Below are 16150 nucleotides of genomic sequence, written 5' to 3'. Positions count from 1 at the left end.
TCGCGGGCGGCCGAGGTCGCGGCGATGGAGGAGGAACTGCTCAAGCTGTACGCCGACCCGTCGGTGAACACCAAGCCGGAGCTGCTCGGCAAGCGCGGCGGCGCGTTCTACTCCGAGGCGGCGGTCGCGCTGATCGCCTCCCTGCTGGGCGACCGGGGCGACACCCAGGTCGTCAACGTGCGCAACGGCGGCACCCTGCCGTTCCTCGGCGCGGACGCGGTGATCGAGGTCCCGGCCAGGATCACCGCCTCGGGCGCGGAACCGCTGCCCGTCGCCTCGCTGGAGCCGCTGTACGCGGGACTGGTCGCGCACGTGTCCGCGTACGAGGAACTGGCCCTGGACGCGGCGCTGCACGGCGGCGCGGACCGGGTGCGTGACGCGCTGCTCGCCCACCCGCTGATCGGCCAGGACGCGATCGCCGAGGAGCTGACCGGGCTGCTGCTCGACGCCAACCGGGCGCACCTGGCGTGGGCGGCGGGCCGATGACGCGCCGCAGGGTGCTGCTGGCCGTCGACGGCGGCAACAGCAAGACCGACGTGGCCGTGGTGGCCGAGGACGGCGAGATCCTGGCGACCGGCCGCGCGGGCGCGTTCGCGCCGCAGAGCGCGGGCGTCCGGGCCGCCGTGGACGTCGTCGAGGAGGCCGTGCGCGACGCGGGCTGGGCGCCGGCGGGCGGGTTCGATCACGTGGCCGCCTACCTGGCCGGGGCCGACCTGCCGGTGGAGGAGGAGGCGCTGGCGGCCGAGTTCGCCGCGCGCGGCTTCGGGCCGGACATCGTGGTGCGCAACGACGTGTTCGCGCTGCTGCGGGCGGGCGCGTCGCAGCCGTGGGGCGTCGCGGTGGTGTGCGGGGCGGGCATCAACGCGGCCGGGGTCTCCCCCGGCGGCGAGGTGGCCAGGTTCCCGGCGCTGGGGCGCATCAGCGGCGACTGGGGCGGCGGCCAGGGCGTCGGAGAGGAGGCGCTGTGGCACGCGGTGCGCGCCGAGGACGGCAGAGGCCCCGCCACGGCGCTGGCGGACACGGTCAAGGAGCACTTCGGCGTCGCCACCGTGCAGGAGCTGGTGCTGGCCGTGCACTTCGGCGAGGTGGGGCTGGGGCGGCTGCACGAGCTGGCGCCGGGCGTGCTCGCCGCGGCGGGCGCGGGCGACACGGTGGCGGCGGCGCTCGTCGGGCGGCAGGCCGACGAGGTCGTCGTGCTGGCCGAGGTGTGCCTGCGCCGCCTGGACCTGCTGGAGACGCCCGCCGAGGTCGTCCTGGGCGGCGGCCTGCTGACCGCCGGTCACCCGCTGCTCATGGACCTGGTCACCGCCGGGCTGGCCGCCAGGGCGCCGAAGGCCGAGCCGGTGGTGTCCCGCGTCCGCTCGATCGTCGGCGCGGCCCTGTGCGGGCTCGAACGCCTGGGCGCCGCCGAGGCCGCCAAGTCCCGGCTTCTGACGGAGAGTAACCATATGGACACGTGATGGTTCCGGCCTATGGCGCGGCCCCGCCCGCGCGGCGACCATGCGTGTATGGACGGGTTCCTCGACACCACCAGCCGCGGCCTGACCGAGCTGCGCGTGCACGGCGTGTCCGGCACGCCGCCGGACCAGATGCTCAACCACCCGCATCCGCGGCTGGTGTCGGGTGACTCGACGACCGGCTTCTACCGCCGCTGGTGGCCCGCCGGGCCGCCCGCCGGCGAGCAGGCCGACGTGCCCGGCGTGCGCCACCGCGAGGCGTACGCGTGGGGCGGGCTGACCTCCGGCGGCCGGACGATCGCGCTGTGGCTGCTGCTGCTGCCGTTCTCGCTGGCGAACCTGGCCTACTTCATGCTGCCCAGGCCGGCGCGCGGGCGGCGGCTGCGCCACGTGGTCGAGGCGGCGCAGCGGCTGTTCGCGCTGCTGCTGACCGGCACGCTCGTGCACGCGGTGATCGGGTCGAGCGTCGACCTGGTGGGCTGGCAGTGCACCGCCGCGGGCCGCGCGTGCACGTACGACACCGCGCCCGTGTGGGTGCGCTGGATGGGCGAGCTTTGGGGGTCGGAGCCGTCGCGGCGGCTGGCGGTCACCGCGCTGGTGCCGCTGGCCGTGGTGGCGCTGCTGTGGCTGATCGCCCGGCGGACGTGGAACCGCGACGAGCGTACGGGGATGCCGCCCGACGGCCCGCAGGAGGCGGCGCTGCCGCTGGCGCGGCGGCGGCTGTGGCACGGCGACGTGCCGGTGTGGCGGCTGCGCGCGGTGCACGTGGCGTACGCGCTCGGCGCGATCGGGCTGGCCGTGGCGGCGCCGTTCGCGGGTGCGGCGGCCGGGCTGGCGCTGACGGTGGCGAACGGGGCCGTGCAGGTCGTCGCGGCGGTGCTGGTGCTGCTGCCGGGGCTGGCGCGGCGGGTGGACCCGGGCGGCGACGACCCGGGCGGCCTGCCGCTCACGGCGGCCTGCCGGGTGCTGGAGGTGGCCGCGCCCGCGGTGCTGGCGGTCACGCTGGCCGCGGCGATGGCCGGGCTGCCGCTCGGCGGGACGCCTCCGCTCCAGCTGCCGGGCGTGGCCGGGGTGCGGTTCGTGCTGCTGGTGGCGCTGGTGGTGTTCCTGCTGGTGGCGACGTGGGTGCTGGCGCGGCTGTCGGCGCCTGAGGAGCGGCCGGCGATGCGCGGGATGGCGAGCTGGTTCACGCTCATGGTGGCGGCCGGCAGCGCGAACGCGCTCGCGCTCGGCGTCATGTTCTGGACCGCCTCGTTCTTCGGCGTGCCGGAGTCGCCCGCCAGGGCGCAGCCGGTCGGCCGCAGGCTGTTCCTGGGCGACGCCGTGTGGTGGACGGCCGCGCTCGTGCCGGTCCTGGTGCTGGGCGTGATCTGCGTGGCCGCCGTGCTGTGGCGGATCCGCGGCACGGTCGCGGAGGAGCTGACGCCGAAGCTCACGCCCTACTACGGCGACGACGGCGACGACGTGGCCGGCAAGTGGGCGCTCGCCTCGCTCACCGACCGGGCCGGGCTCGTGCTGGGGCTGCTCGTCGGCGTGGTGCTGGCCGGGTTCGCCACGGTGACGGTGATCTACCAGCTCGGGCTGGTCCACCCCGTCGGCGGCACCGCCGGGCTGTTCGCCACTATGGGCAGCTGGGCCATCACCGCCACCCTCGTGGGGCTGGTGCTGCTGGGCCGGCGCACCTACAGCGACCCGGCGCTGCGCCGCACGATCGGCATCCTGTGGGACGTGGCGACCTTCTGGCCGCGCGCCATCCACCCGCTCGCGCCGCCCTGCTACACCGAGCGGGTGCTGCCGGAGCTGGTCGCCCGCGTCGGCGTGCTGTCGCGGGACGAACGCGACAGGGTGGTGCTGTCGGGCCACAGCCAGGGCAGCGTCATCGCCGCCGCCCTGGTGCTGCAGCTCGGGCCCGGCGCGCGCGGGCGGGTGCGGCTGCTCACCCACGGCTCGCCGCTGCGCCGGCTGTACGCGGCCTTCTTCCCCGCCTACTTCGGCGGCCCGAGCCTGCCCGCGGTGCGTGAGGCGGTGCCGTGGGTCAACCTGTACCGGCTGAGCGACCCGATCGGCGGGCCCGTCTTCGCCCCGGCCGACCCGTTCGGCCCCCGGGCCGCGCAACCGGGCCCGGTGGACGTGTTCTGCTGGGACCCGCCGCAGCCCGAGCCGGGCGAACCCCTCGCCGAGCTGCGCTGGCACTCCGACTACTGGTTCGACCCGCCCTACGGCCAGGCCATGGCCAGGCTCACCGAACGAGACGCCCAGGGCTGACAGGCGATCTCCCGGGCAGGGTCCCGGTGTGTCTCCTCCTGATCTCCTGTTCGCCCTGGGCGGCGCCGCGGCGCTGCTGGCCGCCCTCCTCCCGGAGCTCCTCGCCAACCGGGCGTTCTCGCTGCCGCTGGCCTACCTGGCCGGGGGCGTGCTGCTGTTCCTGCTGCCGCTCGGCCTGCCCGAGCCCGACCCGGTCGCGCACCGGCTGGCCCTGGAGCACATCACCGAAATCTGCGTGGTCGTCTCGCTCATGGGCGCCGGCCTGGCGCTCAACCGGAAGGCCGGGTGGCGGTCGTGGGGCAGCACGTGGCGGCTGCTCGGCTGGGCGATGCCCGTGACGGTCGCCGGGGTGGCCGCCGCCGCGCTCGTCCTGCTGGAGTGGCCGCTCGCGGCGGCGCTGCTGCTCGGCGCGGTGCTCGCGCCGACCGACCCGGTCCTGGCCTCCGACGTGCACGTGGGCGAGCCGGTCGACGTGGAGAACGCCGACGACGAGGTCAGGTTCGCGCTCACCTCCGAGGCGGGGCTCAACGACGGGCTGGCCTTCCCCATCGTGTACGCGGCCGTCGCGCTGGCCGTCGTGGGCGGTGCGGGCTGGGCTGGCGAGTGGGCCCTGGTGGACGTGCTCTACCGGACGGCCGCGGGCGTGGTGTGCGGCCTGCTGATCGGGCGGGTGCTCGGCCGCCTGTTCTTCCACACCCGGGAGAAGCGGCTGCGCCTGGCCGAACGGCACGACGGGTTCGTCGCCCTGGCCGCCACCTTCCTGTCCTACGGCCTGACCGAGCTGGCTCACGGCTACGGCTTCGTGGCGGTGTTCGTCACCGCGTGCGCGATCAGGAACGCCGAGCGCGGCCACGGCTACAACTCGGTCCTGCACGGGTTCGTGGAGCAGATCGAGCGGCTGTTCACCGCCTGGCTGCTGCTCCTGCTGGGCGGGTTCGTCGCGACCGGCGGCCTGGCGGCGCTCACCTGGCGGGGCGTCGCCGTGGGCGCGCTGCTGCTGCTGGTGATCCGGCCGCTGGCGGGCTGGCTCTCCCAGGCGGGCGGGGCGGCCGGGCCCCGGGAGCGCCTGGTGATCTCCTTCTTCGGCATCCGGGGCGTCGGGTCGCTGTTCTACCTGGCGTTCGCGCTGGGGCAGGCGGACTTCGGCGTGCCGGCGGACGAGCTGTGGGCGGTGACGGGGTTCACCGTGCTGGCCTCCGTCGTGCTGCACGGCGTCACCGCCACCCCCGTCATGCGGCGCCTGGACGCCCTGCGCGCCCGCCGGTGATCACGGGGCGAGCAGGGCGGCGACGCGGGCGCGCACGTCGTCGGTGTCGAGGCCGCGCACGGTGAGCGTGGTGCGGCGGCGCAGGACGTCGTCGACGGTGACCGCCCACTCGTGGTCGCGGGCGTAGACCGCCTGGGCCCAGATGTCGGGGCCGTCCGGGTGCATGCGCTCGCCGAGCGCCGGGTCCTCCCGGATGAGCCTGGCCACGTCGAAGGCCAGCGTCCCGTAGTGGGAGGCCAGGTGGCGGGCGACGAGCGGATCCATGCGGGCGGCCGGGTCGTGCTCCGACCACAGCCGCATCGCGACCGCATCGGGGCTGGCCAGGCCGGGCAGCGGCACCGTGGGCAGGATGGCGGCCAGGTCGTCGCCGAGCGGCCTGCCGGGCAGCCGGGCGAGCGTGTCGAGCACGACCCTGCCGATGTGGCGGTAGGTGGTCCACTTGCCGCCGGCGACCGACAGCATGCCGCCCCTGCCCCGGCTGAGCAGCGTCTCCCGCTTGGCGGCGGCGACCCGGCCGGGACCGCCGGGCAGCACCCGCAGCCCGGCGAAGGCGTAGGTGATGTCCTCTCGGCGCACCTGCGCGTCGTCGACCGCGTGCCCGGCCTCGTCGAGGATCTGGGCCACGTCGGCGTCGGTGGCGCGCACGTCGGCCGGGTCGCCGTCGTACGCCTCGTCGGTGGTGCCGAGCAGCAGATGGTCCTCCCACGGGATGGCGAACGACACCCGGTACTTGTCGATGGGGATCGTCAGCGCGGCCTTCCACGGCTCGTGGCGGCGCAGCACCAGGTGGGCGCCCTTCGACAGGCGGATGCTGGGCGCGGCGTCCGGGTCCTCCATGCGGCGCAGGTGGTCGACCCACGGGCCGGTGGCGTTGAGGACGAGCCTGGCCGAGACGCCGAACTCGGCGCCGTCGAGCCGGTCGCGCAGGTCGGCGCCGACGACGGTGCCGCCGGACTTGCGCAGCCCGACGACCTCGGCGTGGTTGAGCACGACGGCGCCCGCGTCGACGGCGGCGCGGACGGTCATGACGGCGACGCGGCTGTCGTTCATCTGGTGGTCGCCGTAGACGGCGGCGGCGCGCAGCCCGGCGGGCTTGAGCGCGGGCACCCGGGCCAGCGCCTGCTGCGGCGTGATGACGCGGCCGAGGCCGTCGCCGAACACCGACAGCGCCGAGTAGAGGAACACGCCCGCGCCGAGCTTGGCGGCGCCGTGCGGGCCGCCCCGGTAGACGGGCACGACGAACGACAGCGGCTTGACCAGGTGCGGGGCGATCTCACCGGCCAGGGCGCGGCGCTCGCGGTGGTTCTCCGCGACGAGCTTGACGTTGCCGGTCTGCAGGTAGCGCAGGCCGCCGTGGACGAGCTTGGAGGAGGCGCTGGAGGTCGCTCCGGCGAAGTCGCCCGCGTCGACCATGGCGACGCGCAGCCCCGCCTGGGCGGCCATCCAGGTGACGGCGGTGCCGAGGATGCCGCCGCCGATGACCAGCAGGTCGTAGGGGCGGCTGCTCAGCTCCTCGCGGGTCTCGGCCCGTTCGCCGGACGTGGTGCGGATGGCGGTCATGTGGTGCTCCAGTCGAGGCTGCGTTCGATGGCCTTGCGCCAGTTGCGGTGCTCGGCGTCCCTGACGTCGGGGTCGATCTCCGGCCGCCATTCGGCGGCCTTGTGCCAGTTGGCGCGCAGCGCGTCGGTGCCGGGCCAGTAGCCGGTGGCCAGCCCGGCCGCGTACGCCGCGCCCAGGCAGGTGGTCTCGGCCACCATCGGGCGTACGACGGGCACGCCGAGGACGTCGGCCAGGATCTGCATGAGCAGGTTGTTGGCGGTCATGCCGCCGTCGGCGCGCAGGGCGGTGAGCGCGAGGCCGGCGTCGGCGTTCATCGCGTCGACGACCTCGCGCGTCTGCCAGGCGGTGGCCTCCAGGACGGCGCGGGCGATGTGGCCCTTGGTGACGAACCCGGTCAGCCCGGCGATGATCCCGCGGGCGTCGGCCCGCCAGTGGGGCGCGAACAGGCCGGAGAAGGCGGGCACGAAGTAGCAGCCGCCGTTGTCGTCGACGGTGCGGGCCAGGGTCTCGATCTCGGCGGCGCTGGAGATGAGGCCGAGGTTGTCGCGCAGCCACTGCACCAGGGAGCCGGTGACGGCGATCGAGCCTTCGAGCGCGTAGGTGGCCGGGGCGTCGCCGATCTGGTAGCCGACGGTGGTGAGCAGGCCGTGCTTGGAGGTGACGGGCTCGGCGCCGGTGTTCATCAGCAGGAAGCTGCCCGAGCCGTAGGTGCTCTTGGTCTCCCCGGGGGAGAAGCAGGTCTGGCCGAACAGCGCGGCCTGCTGATCGCCGAGCGCGGCGGCGACCGGGACCCCGTCGCCGGTGCGGCCGTAGACCTCGGCGCTGGGCCGGATCTCCGGCAGCATCGCGGCGGGCACGCCGAGCGCGTCGAGCAGCTCGGGGTCCCAGGCGAGCGTGCGCAGGTTCATCAGCATGGTGCGGCTGGCGTTGGTGACGTCGGTGACGTGCCGGCCGGTGAGCTTCCAGACGAGCCAGCTGTCGACGGTGCCGAACAGCACGTCGCCGCGCTCGGCCCGCTCGCGCAGGCCGGGGGTCTCGTCGAGCAGCCAGCGGATCTTCGGCCCGGCGAAGTAGGTGGCCAGCGGCAGCCCGGCCCGCTCCCGGAACAGCTGCTCGTGCGGGGCGAGCGCGGTGACCAGGGCGTCGGTGCGGGTGTCCTGCCAGACGATGGCGTTGGCCACCGGCTCGCCGGTGCGGCGGTCCCACAGGATCGTGGTCTCGCGCTGGTTGGTGATGCCGAGGGCGACGAGGCTGCCCGGGTCGATGCCGCTGCCGGTGACCGCGTCGGCGACCACGCCCTGCACGGCCTCCCAGATCTCGGCGGCGTCGTGCTCGACCCAGCCGGGCCTGGGGAAGATCTGCCGGTGCTCGCGCTGGGCCACGGACACGATCCGGCCGCCCTCGTCGAACACCATGCACCGGCTGGACGTGGTGCCCTGGTCGATGGCGGCGACGTACTCCACGGCTTCCTCACTTCTCGCATGTTCGGCATTGCCGAACGCCTGGCTTGAGATCCTAGTCTGGGCCCGACGGGTGGTGTCAACCGGTCATCGGCTCAGGTCCCGGGTGATGGCCCGCGCGGCGTCGCGCACGTAGGACACCAGGTCACGGCGCGGCTCGCCGTCCTCGGCCAGCCGCTCGACGGCTCCGCGCACGCCGATCGCGCCCACGGTGACGGCGCGGCGGTCGCGGATCGGGGCGGCGATCGACACCTCCCCCTCGACCAGCTCCTCCAGGTCGGCGGCCCAGCCCCGGCCGCGCACCAGCTCCAGCTCCTTGGCCAGCGCGTCGGCGGTGACCAAGGTGGCGGGCGTGTGCGCGGCCAGCGGCTCCCCCGCGCTCTCCCCGTACGGGTCGTAGGCGAGCAGCACCTTGCCCAGGGCGGTCGCGTGCGCGGGCAGCAGGGTGCCGACCTGCAGGACCTGCATGCTGTCGTCGGGCCGGAACACGTGGTGCACGACCAGGACCCCGCCCTCGTGCAGGGTGCCGATCCACACGCTCTCGCGGCTGCGCCCGGCGAGCGCGTCGGCCCAGTTGAGCGAGCGGGTGCGCAGCTCGTTGACGTCGAGGTAGCTGCTGCCGAGGTGCAGCAGGGTGCCGCCGAGCCGGTAGCGGCCGGTGGTGGCGTCCTGCTCGACGAACCCGACGTGCACGAGCGTGCGCAGGATGCCGTGCAGGGTGCCCTTGGGCAGCTCCATCGCGCGGGCGAGCTCGGCCACCCCCAGCTCGCGCGGACCGGAGGCCAGCAGGCGCAGGATGCCTGCGGCGCGCTCGACGGACTGGATGGTGTCTCCCACGCCCCACACCCTACATCGCGTTCGGCATTGCCGAACAGTGGGGGCGCCGAACTCTTCGGGCCGGCTATCCGGCGGGCGCCTCGGGGGCGCGGTGCTCGTACGGGGTGCTCAGGACGACCGTGGTGCGGGTGGAGACGTTGGCGGCGGCGCGGATCTGCTGGAGCAGCTCCTCCAGCGCGACCGGGGAGGCGACGCGCACCTTGAGGATGTAGCTCTCGTCACCCGCGACGCTGTGGCACGCCTCGATCGCGGTCAGGTGGGCCAGGCGCTCCGGCGCGTCGTCGGGCGCGGCCGGGTCGATCGGCTTGATCGACACGAACGCGGTCATCGGCAGCCCGACGGCGTCGTAGTCGACGATCGCGGCGTAGCCGCGCAGCACGCCGCGCTTCTCCAGGCGGCGCACCCGCTGGTGCACGGCCGACACCGACAGGCCGGTCTCCCTGGCGAGGTCGGTGAAGCTCATCCGGCCGTCGCCGGCCAGCAGCGTGACGATCCTGCGATCGATCTCCTCCATCGGTCAAAAATATCCGGTCATGGTCACGACAACGTCCCGACCGGCGAGGCGCCCATGCGCATCGCGTGCTCGACGAGCGTGACGAGCACGTCCCGGCTGGAGTCGCGCCGGCGGGCGTCACAGCGCACGATCGGCACGCCCGGCTCCAGGCCGAGCGCCTGGCGCACCTCGCCGACGGTGAACGGGCGCGCCCCGTCGAAGCAGTTGAGCGCCACGACGAACGGCTGGCGGCGCTTCTCGAAGTAGTCGATGGCCGGGAAGCAGTCGGCCAGGCGGCGGGTGTCGGCGAGCACGACCGCGCCGAGCGCGCCCATCGCCAGGTCGTCCCAGACGAAGAAGAAGCGCTCCTGGCCGGGCGTGCCGAACAGGTAGAGCATGTAGTCGCCGCGGATCGTGATGCGGCCGAAGTCCATCGCCACGGTGGTGGTCGGCTTGAACTCGACGCCGTACAGGTCGTCGACGTGCACGCCGACGTGGGTGAGCGCCTCCTCGGTGCGCAGCGTGCGGGTCTCCGACACGGCGCCCACCATCGTGGTCTTGCCCGCGCCGAAGCCTCCCGCGATCAAGATCTTGATCGGGGTCGGCAGCCGCCAGTGATCAAAGCGACCGAAATCCATCCAGCACCGCCTGTACGTCCCTCCGCGGTCGCGACACGGCCGCATTCCCTCCTGCGGCGCCGTGGTCAGCGACCCCTGTCAAGGCGTCGGGAAAGGTTGATCCACTTGCCTGGCATCGAGACACCCTAGCAATGCCACAAATTCCACTCAAGCCGCATAGGACCCCAGAAATCAATATGTCATCGTTTGTCGCTTATTGCGGCTTTTGGGGGCATGGGGAATGGAGGGCAGTAAAGCGGCTTGTCATGATATCTGACCTGACAGTTAGTCGTGCCGGGCATAGCCCGAAATATTGTGAAAACCCGCACTGAAGCCCATTTGTCGCCATAAGTAGTCGGCCGCGTGCGGGCTGCTCCCCCGCAGCCGCTCGATCAGCTCGCCCGCCTCGCCCGCCAGGTCCGCCATCGCGTCGGTCACCTCGCCGGAGGTGACGCCGAGCATGAGCACGTTCAGGCCGCCCCAGCTCACGTCGCGCCGGTAGGAGGCCAGGTCGCCGAGCAGGTGCAGGTAACGCTGCACGCACCCGCTGGCCTCGCGCAGCTCCTCCAGATGCGCCCTGGCCCACGTGTCGCCGGCGTAGATCCAGTGCGACAGGTCGACGAGGCAGGTGCCGCGGCTGTCGGCGTTGTCCAGGTAGTGGGGGAACATCACGCGGGCGCCGGTGTCACGCCACACCCAGGCCCGCTCCATCGCCGCCAGCGTGCGGGCGAGCTGATCGCGCCATACCTGCCGCAGCTCGCCGAACTCCGCCACCGTGGCCAGCTCGTCACGCAAGTCGGCCAGGAACCGGGTGACGGCCGCGCGCGGGGCCGCGCCGTCGGCGACCGCCAGGCAGTCGCGGGCCAGCCGGGCCACCTGGTCGCGGCTCGTGGCGATGCGGTCGACCAGCCGGTCCAGCGCCAGCACCCACAGGGCGGTGCGGTTGACGATCTTCAGCCGGTCGGCGGTGGCCCAGGGCGCGCTGAAGGCGCCCGACAGCGACAGCGTGGTGTAGAACTCGGCGTCGAAGGCCGCCGCGGGGAACAGGCCCGCGTACATCTGGGCGCACCGCCGCAGGTCCCGGCCGCACGCGGCGGCCAGTGCGCAGGTCCGGCCCAGCTCGAACGCCTCGTCCCCGTCAGGCATCCTCAAGCCGCTCGATCGGCGTGTCGGATCATGGGTGTGCCCCCCAATACCCTCTGTGATGGATTGTCACATGATCACTGGTATCCGATCAAGGCATGGCGGCGTGCCCGATCAGCCCGCTCCGATGGCGATGAAGGAGACGTCGTCGCCCCGCGCGTCACGCAGCGCCTCGGCCAGCGACAGGCCCCGGCGCAGGCCCGCGTGCAGCCTGACCATGACGGGCACGGCCGTCTCGTCGTTGACCGGGACGACGCTGGCCACGATGCCGGCGGTGCCCAGGTGCAGCAGCGCCGTGGCGGGGCCGATCAGCTCGTCGGCGCCGACGGGGGCCATCTGGCCGGAGTCGCAGCTCGACAGCACCAGCCGGTACGGGGCGCGCCGCAGCCTCTCCAGGTCGTAGACGGTCAGGGGGCCGTCGTCCAGGTAGAGCGAGGAGAACAGCGGGCTGTCGGCCCGGAACGTGCCGTGCGCGGCCACGTGCGCGAGCGCGCACCCGTCGATGGCCTCCAGCACGGCCCCCGCCGTCGCCCCACCCCCGCCCAGCACCCGCACGCTCCCTTCGGGCGGGCCTCCCCCGGGTCCGTCCTGCCCGGGTCCGTCCCGCCCGACTCCGTCCGTGGCCGGTCCCGGACGGCCCGCCGCGCCGGGGAACCGCCCGCCGGGCGCGAGGCCCCCCGAGTACGGAGACGTCCCCTCGGGAAGCCCGCCGCCCGCCGGTGCCGAAGCCGCGATTCCCTCGGGGACGCCGCCGCCCGTGGGTGGCCCGCCGGGTGCCGCTTCTCCGGGATGGCCGTACAGGTTGGCGATGGCGTGGAGCTCGGCGCGGGCGTTGGGGACCTCGGGGCCGCGTACGAGGACGACGCCGCCGGAAGGGGGCGCGGCGGCGCGGGCGCGCAGCCAGGCGGCGGCCGACGGCGCGACGCTGAAGGCGGTGCGCCGCAGCGACGGCAGCAGCCCCCACGGGGTGGCGTGCAGGACGCTGGGCGGCACGACGACGCACGGCCCGTCGCCGAGCAGCCGGGCGACGGGCCCGAGCAGCGCCTCCTCCAGCCGCCCGCCCAGCGCGGCGAGCTCGTCGCGCGGCGGGTCGCGGTCGTAGGCGAGCCGGCGCAGCCGGGAGCGCGCGTACTCCATCTCGGCGACCGCGGCGGCGGCGGGCCCGATCTCGTAGGTGCGCACCCGCCCGCCCGCGCACAGCAGCGCGTGCAGGGTGCCGTCGATGACGACGAGCTCGGCGAGGCGGCCGCCGGGGCCGAGAGCGTCGAGAATCTGGCCGCAGCCGGGCCCGCGCGCCTCGCCCGCACCGGTGCCGCGGACGCGCAGGGTGGTGGCGCGCACCCGGGCCTCCAGGCGGGCGCGGTCGCGTTCGAGCGTGGCGGCGGAGGCGGCGCCGTCGGAGCGGGCGCGGCCGAGGAGCTGGTCGAGCCGGCGCAGCGCGGCGAGCTGGGCCTGCAGCTCCGGGTCGTCGGGCGGGCGGACGGGCGGCACGGCGAGCGCGGTGGCGCGCCAGCGTTCGGTCCAGGCGAGCAGTTCGCGGGTGCGCCCGGCGGCGTGCAGGTGGCGCAGCGCGAGCCGGGCGAGCTCGACGCCCTGCGCGGTGACGAGCGCGCGCAGCTCCGACGAGCCGAAGGTGAGCCGGTGCTCCTCGATGAGCGCGAGCCCGGACCGGCAGGCGTGCAGGAGGCGGCGCGGCTGCCCGGCGGCGTCGGCGCGCAGCGCCTCGGCCAGCCAGCCGCCGGCGCGTGAGGTGGCGGGGCCGCGGTGCCGGACGCGGGCGGCGGCCGACAGGTGGCGTTCGGCGGCGGCGGCCTGGCCGAGGGCGAGCGCGGTGCGCCCGGCGAGCAGGTGCGCCTGCCACACCTCGGGCGAGCCGAGCCGGGTCAGCCGCCCGGCGAGGCGGCGGGCGTCGGCGAGCAGGCGCGGCGTGGCCGGGCCGCGCGCCAGCTCGGCCTGGACGAGGATGAGCCGCGCGTGCTCGGCCCACCAGTCGCGGCGCTGCCCGGCGAACAGCGCGCGGGCCTCGGCCGCGCGCCGGCCGGCGGTGCCGGGGTCGGCGGCCAGCAGCGCGGCCCGGGCGGCGAGCAGCAGCAGCTCGGCCCGCCGGGTGGCCTGGCCGCGCAGCCGGTCGAGCAGCCGCAGCCCGCCGTCGGCCTGTTCCAGCGCCTCGCGGGACAGCCCGGCGGCCAGCAGCACGGCGCACCGGTCGGCTACCAGGTCGAGCATCGGCGTGCCGAGCTTGCGGAAGCCCTGGTCGGCCTCCTCCAGCAGGTCGAGGGCGGTGGGCAGGTCGCCGGCGACGAAGGCGGCGACGCCGCGGTTCTGCACGGCGACGACGGAGTCGTGCTCCTGCCGGGTGGTGGCGAACATGCCCTGCGCGGTGCGGAAGTCGGCGTCGGCGGCCTGGACGGAACCGAGGGCGAGCTGGGCGTGCCCGCGTAAGGTGAGCGCGCGGGCGGCCCACACGGTGTCGCCGGCCCGGCGCAGCGCGGGCGCGGCGGACCTCAGGTCGTCGAGCGCCTCCCGGTGCCAGCCGAGGATCCACCGGGCGCCCGCCCGCCTGAAGAGCACCCGCGCCCGCGTGGTGCCGCCGGACAGCGCGGCGGCCTGGTCGAGGGTGGCCAGCCCGGCCCGGGTGCGGCCGTGCTGGACGAGCGCGACCCCGAGCGTGGCCAGCACGTCGGCCTCGCGGTCGGGCGATCCGGCCCGCCGGGCCAGGCGCACCGCCTGGCGCAGCTCGCCGATGGCCGCCTCCAGGTCGCCGAAGTCGCGGCGCAGGATGCCGATGGCCTGCCGGGCGATCGAGTGGTCGTAGGGGCCTCGTCCGGTTTCGAGCATCGCCCTGGCGGCCTTGAGCGCCTCCTGCGGGCGCGCGAACACCATGTCGAGCACGTCGTGCGGATCGTCGGGAACACCGGCTCGGGGCACCCATCGATGGTAGAACCGGCTCCGCGGGTGTATCAACGGCGGCGCTCGCCGCTCATAAAGGCACAGGACCCGTTCTTCGCTCTGGAGGGCAGACGATGAGCACACCCGGCCCCGGCCGTGACGACTCCCGTTTCTGGGCGCAGCTCGACATGCTCAACGAGGCGCTGCCGGACGGCCTGCGGGCGGTGGCCGGTCCTGACGGGGCGGCGCCGGGCTCGGCCGTCCAGCCGTCGTTCGCGCGGCTGGCGGACCACGTCCTGGTGCCCGCGGCCGAGCTCGACCGCACCGCCGACCTGGTGCAGGAGCTGGTGCCTGGCGACGCCGATCTTCAGGTCACCTGGCCGCCGGAGCGTGACGCCGGGCGGGTGTCGGTGCGCAGGCTGTACGTGGGCGACCGCGACGCGCGGCTGGTGGCCGACCGGCTCTCCGTCCGGCGGGTGCGCTCGACGCCGGTCCACTTCGTCACCGTGGCGGGGGTCAACCTGTGCCCGGGCGACGAGCCGGTGCCGTGCGACGAGCCGCTGCGGCCCGCCAGGGCGGGCGACGACCGGGGCGCGGGCGTGCGGGTGGCCGTCATCGACACCGGCCTGGTGCACGACTACCTCGACCACCAGTGGCTGGCCGCCAGCGACGGCGTGCCGGGCATCCCGGAGGTCCACGGCGACGTCACCTCGCCCGGCGACGAGCTCGACGCCGACGGCCTGATCAAGCCGTACGTGGGGCACGGCACGTTCATCGCCGGCATCGTCCGCTGCACCGCGCCGGCCGCCGACGTGCGCGTCCACAACGCCTTCCCGTACGGCGGCGCGATCATGGAGGACCAGCTGGGCCTGCTCATCCGCGACGCGCTCGACAGGCACGGCTGGCCCGACATCATCTCCCTGTCGGCGGGCACGCAGACGGAGCACGCGGGGGCGCTGCTGGGCCTGGCCGACTTCATGGCTGAGCTGGCCCGGCACCCGGAGACGGTGCTGGTGGCGGCGGCGGGCAACGACGGCTCCACCGGCCGGTTCTGGCCCGCCGCCTACGCGGGCGAGCCGGTCAACGCCTCCGGCGACGTGGTCGTGTCCGTGGGGGCGCTGCGCGAGGACGGCGGGGGCCGGGCCTGCTTCAGCAACCACGGGAGCTGGGTCACCGTCTACGCTCCCGGCGAGCGCATGGTCAACGCCTTCACCTCCGGCCCGTACGAGTACGGCTACCCGCACCGCACCACCTGCCGTTTCCACCCGGCGGGCCTGTACACGGGCTGCACGTGCGTGGCGCCGCTGCGGGTGGGCGACAAGGCGACGTTCAGCGGGCTGGCGATGTGGAGCGGCACGTCGTTCGCCACCCCGGTGATCGCGGGGCTGATCGCGGCGCGCATGTCGGAGGCCGGGGTGTCCTCCCGTGAGGCGGCCAGGCAGCTCGTGGAGACGCGGCTGGCCGTTCCCGATCTGACGGGTTATCTGCGGTGAGGTACGACACCCTGTCCTCGGGCGGCTCACGAAATATCATCGTGAGCATTCCGCCCCTGGACAGGGAAGGACCGCCGTGGACGACACCGCAGCCCTCGTCAGGGCAGCAGCGGACGGGGATGCCGGCGCGTGGAAGGAGCTCTACCACCGCTACAGCGGGCTGGTGTGGGCTGTCGCCCGCGCCTACCTGCCGGCCCCCGCCGATGCCCAGGACGTGGCGCAGACGACGTGGTTCCGCTTCGCCGAGCACCTGACCCGGATCCGCGATCCGGACAAGGCAGGCGCCTGGCTCGCCAGCACCGCCAGGAACGAGGCGTTACGCGTCATCCGTACCAGCGGCAGGGTCATCCCCGTCAGCGACGTGGGACTGATGGGCTTCGACGTGGACGAACGTTCGCCGGAGCGCCTGCTGCTGGACGCCGAGGAGGCCGACGCCGAGGCCGAGCGGGCGCGGGAGGTGTGGGCGGCGTTCGAGGAGATGTCCGAGCGCTGCCGCCGCCTGTTGCGCGTGCTCATCGCCTCGCCGCGGCCCACCTATCAGGAGGTGGCGACGGCGCTGGGCATCGCGGTCGGCAGCATCGGCCCCATGCGGGGGCGCTGCCTGAAGCGGCTCGGCGTGCTGGTCGCGCGCCGCGGGGTGACGGGGACTTCCCGTGACTTCGAATGATG

General features: G+C 74.8%; 12 protein-coding genes and 1 pseudogene. 6 read left to right on the top strand and 7 right to left on the bottom strand.

Annotated elements, in window-relative coordinates; genetic code table 11:
- The 4 genes and pseudogenes from AB0G11_RS18090 to AB0G11_RS18075 form a co-directional block, all read left to right on the top strand.
- Positions 1-486: pseudogene (locus AB0G11_RS18090) on the top strand (6-phospho-beta-glucosidase); the annotation flags it as partial.
- Positions 483-1460: a BadF/BadG/BcrA/BcrD ATPase family protein gene (locus tag AB0G11_RS18085; RefSeq protein ID WP_219514851.1), complete on the top strand. Its 978-nt coding sequence runs from the start codon at positions 483-485 to the stop codon at positions 1458-1460. The pseudogene AB0G11_RS18090 and the gene AB0G11_RS18085, both read left to right, overlap by 4 nt.
- Positions 1461-1508: 48 nt before the next feature.
- Positions 1509-3722 carry a hypothetical protein gene (locus tag AB0G11_RS18080; RefSeq protein WP_357586866.1) on the top strand — a complete coding sequence of 738 codons (2214 nt, stop codon included), beginning with the start codon at positions 1509-1511 and terminating at the stop codon, positions 3720-3722.
- Between the two features lie 28 nt (positions 3723-3750).
- Entirely contained in the window at positions 3751-4989 is a 1239-nt protein-coding gene (locus AB0G11_RS18075) for a cation:proton antiporter (RefSeq protein WP_219514879.1), read from the top strand.
- Here the strand turns inward: AB0G11_RS18075 and AB0G11_RS18070 are convergent, their stop codons facing one another.
- The 7 genes from AB0G11_RS18070 to AB0G11_RS18040 form a co-directional block, all read right to left on the bottom strand.
- Entirely contained in the window at positions 4990-6549 is a 1560-nt protein-coding gene (locus AB0G11_RS18070; RefSeq protein ID WP_219514881.1) for a glycerol-3-phosphate dehydrogenase/oxidase, read from the bottom strand.
- Positions 6546-8012 (bottom strand): glycerol kinase GlpK, encoded by a 1467-nt coding sequence (gene glpK / locus AB0G11_RS18065; RefSeq protein WP_357586864.1) that lies wholly within the window; start codon positions 8010-8012, stop codon positions 6546-6548. The genes AB0G11_RS18070 and glpK overlap by 4 nt, the downstream gene beginning before the upstream one ends.
- 84 nt (positions 8013-8096) lie before the next feature.
- Positions 8097-8846, bottom strand: a complete 750-nt coding sequence (locus AB0G11_RS18060) for an IclR family transcriptional regulator (RefSeq protein WP_357586862.1) — start codon at positions 8844-8846, stop codon at positions 8097-8099.
- Positions 8847-8910: 64 nt separating this feature from the next.
- Positions 8911-9360 carry an Lrp/AsnC family transcriptional regulator gene (locus AB0G11_RS18055; RefSeq protein WP_219514902.1) on the bottom strand — a complete coding sequence of 150 codons (450 nt, stop codon included), beginning with the start codon at positions 9358-9360 and terminating at the stop codon, positions 8911-8913.
- 23 nt (positions 9361-9383) lie between these two features.
- Complete coding sequence (locus AB0G11_RS18050) at positions 9384-9977, bottom strand: ATP/GTP-binding protein (protein WP_219514903.1); 594 nt, start codon at positions 9975-9977, stop codon at positions 9384-9386.
- Between the two features lie 264 nt (positions 9978-10241).
- The gene (locus AB0G11_RS18045) at positions 10242-11102 is read right to left on the bottom strand and encodes a hypothetical protein (protein ID WP_357586860.1); all 861 of its coding nucleotides are present in this window, start codon (positions 11100-11102) and stop codon (positions 10242-10244) included.
- A gap of 111 nt (positions 11103-11213) precedes the next feature.
- Positions 11214-14027 (bottom strand): CHAT domain-containing protein, encoded by a 2814-nt coding sequence (locus tag AB0G11_RS18040; protein WP_357586858.1) that lies wholly within the window; start codon positions 14025-14027, stop codon positions 11214-11216.
- Between the two features lie 95 nt (positions 14028-14122).
- Between AB0G11_RS18040 and AB0G11_RS18035 the strand changes: the two genes are divergently transcribed.
- A complete protein-coding gene (locus AB0G11_RS18035; protein ID WP_357586856.1) occupies positions 14123-15481 on the top strand; it encodes a S8/S53 family peptidase in 1359 nt (452 codons plus the stop codon).
- Between the two features lie 76 nt (positions 15482-15557).
- Positions 15558-16148, top strand: a complete 591-nt coding sequence (locus AB0G11_RS18030; RefSeq protein ID WP_219514907.1) for a sigma-70 family RNA polymerase sigma factor — start codon at positions 15558-15560, stop codon at positions 16146-16148.
- Positions 16149-16150 lie beyond the last annotated feature (2 nt).

Origin of the sequence: Nonomuraea sp. NPDC023979 (assembly GCF_040639085.1) — a bacterium.
Classification (GTDB): domain Bacteria; phylum Actinomycetota; class Actinomycetes; order Streptosporangiales; family Streptosporangiaceae; genus Nonomuraea; species Nonomuraea ceibae.
Note: the sequence above shows the minus strand (reverse complement) of the source record. Positions and strands in the feature narration are given on the sequence as shown.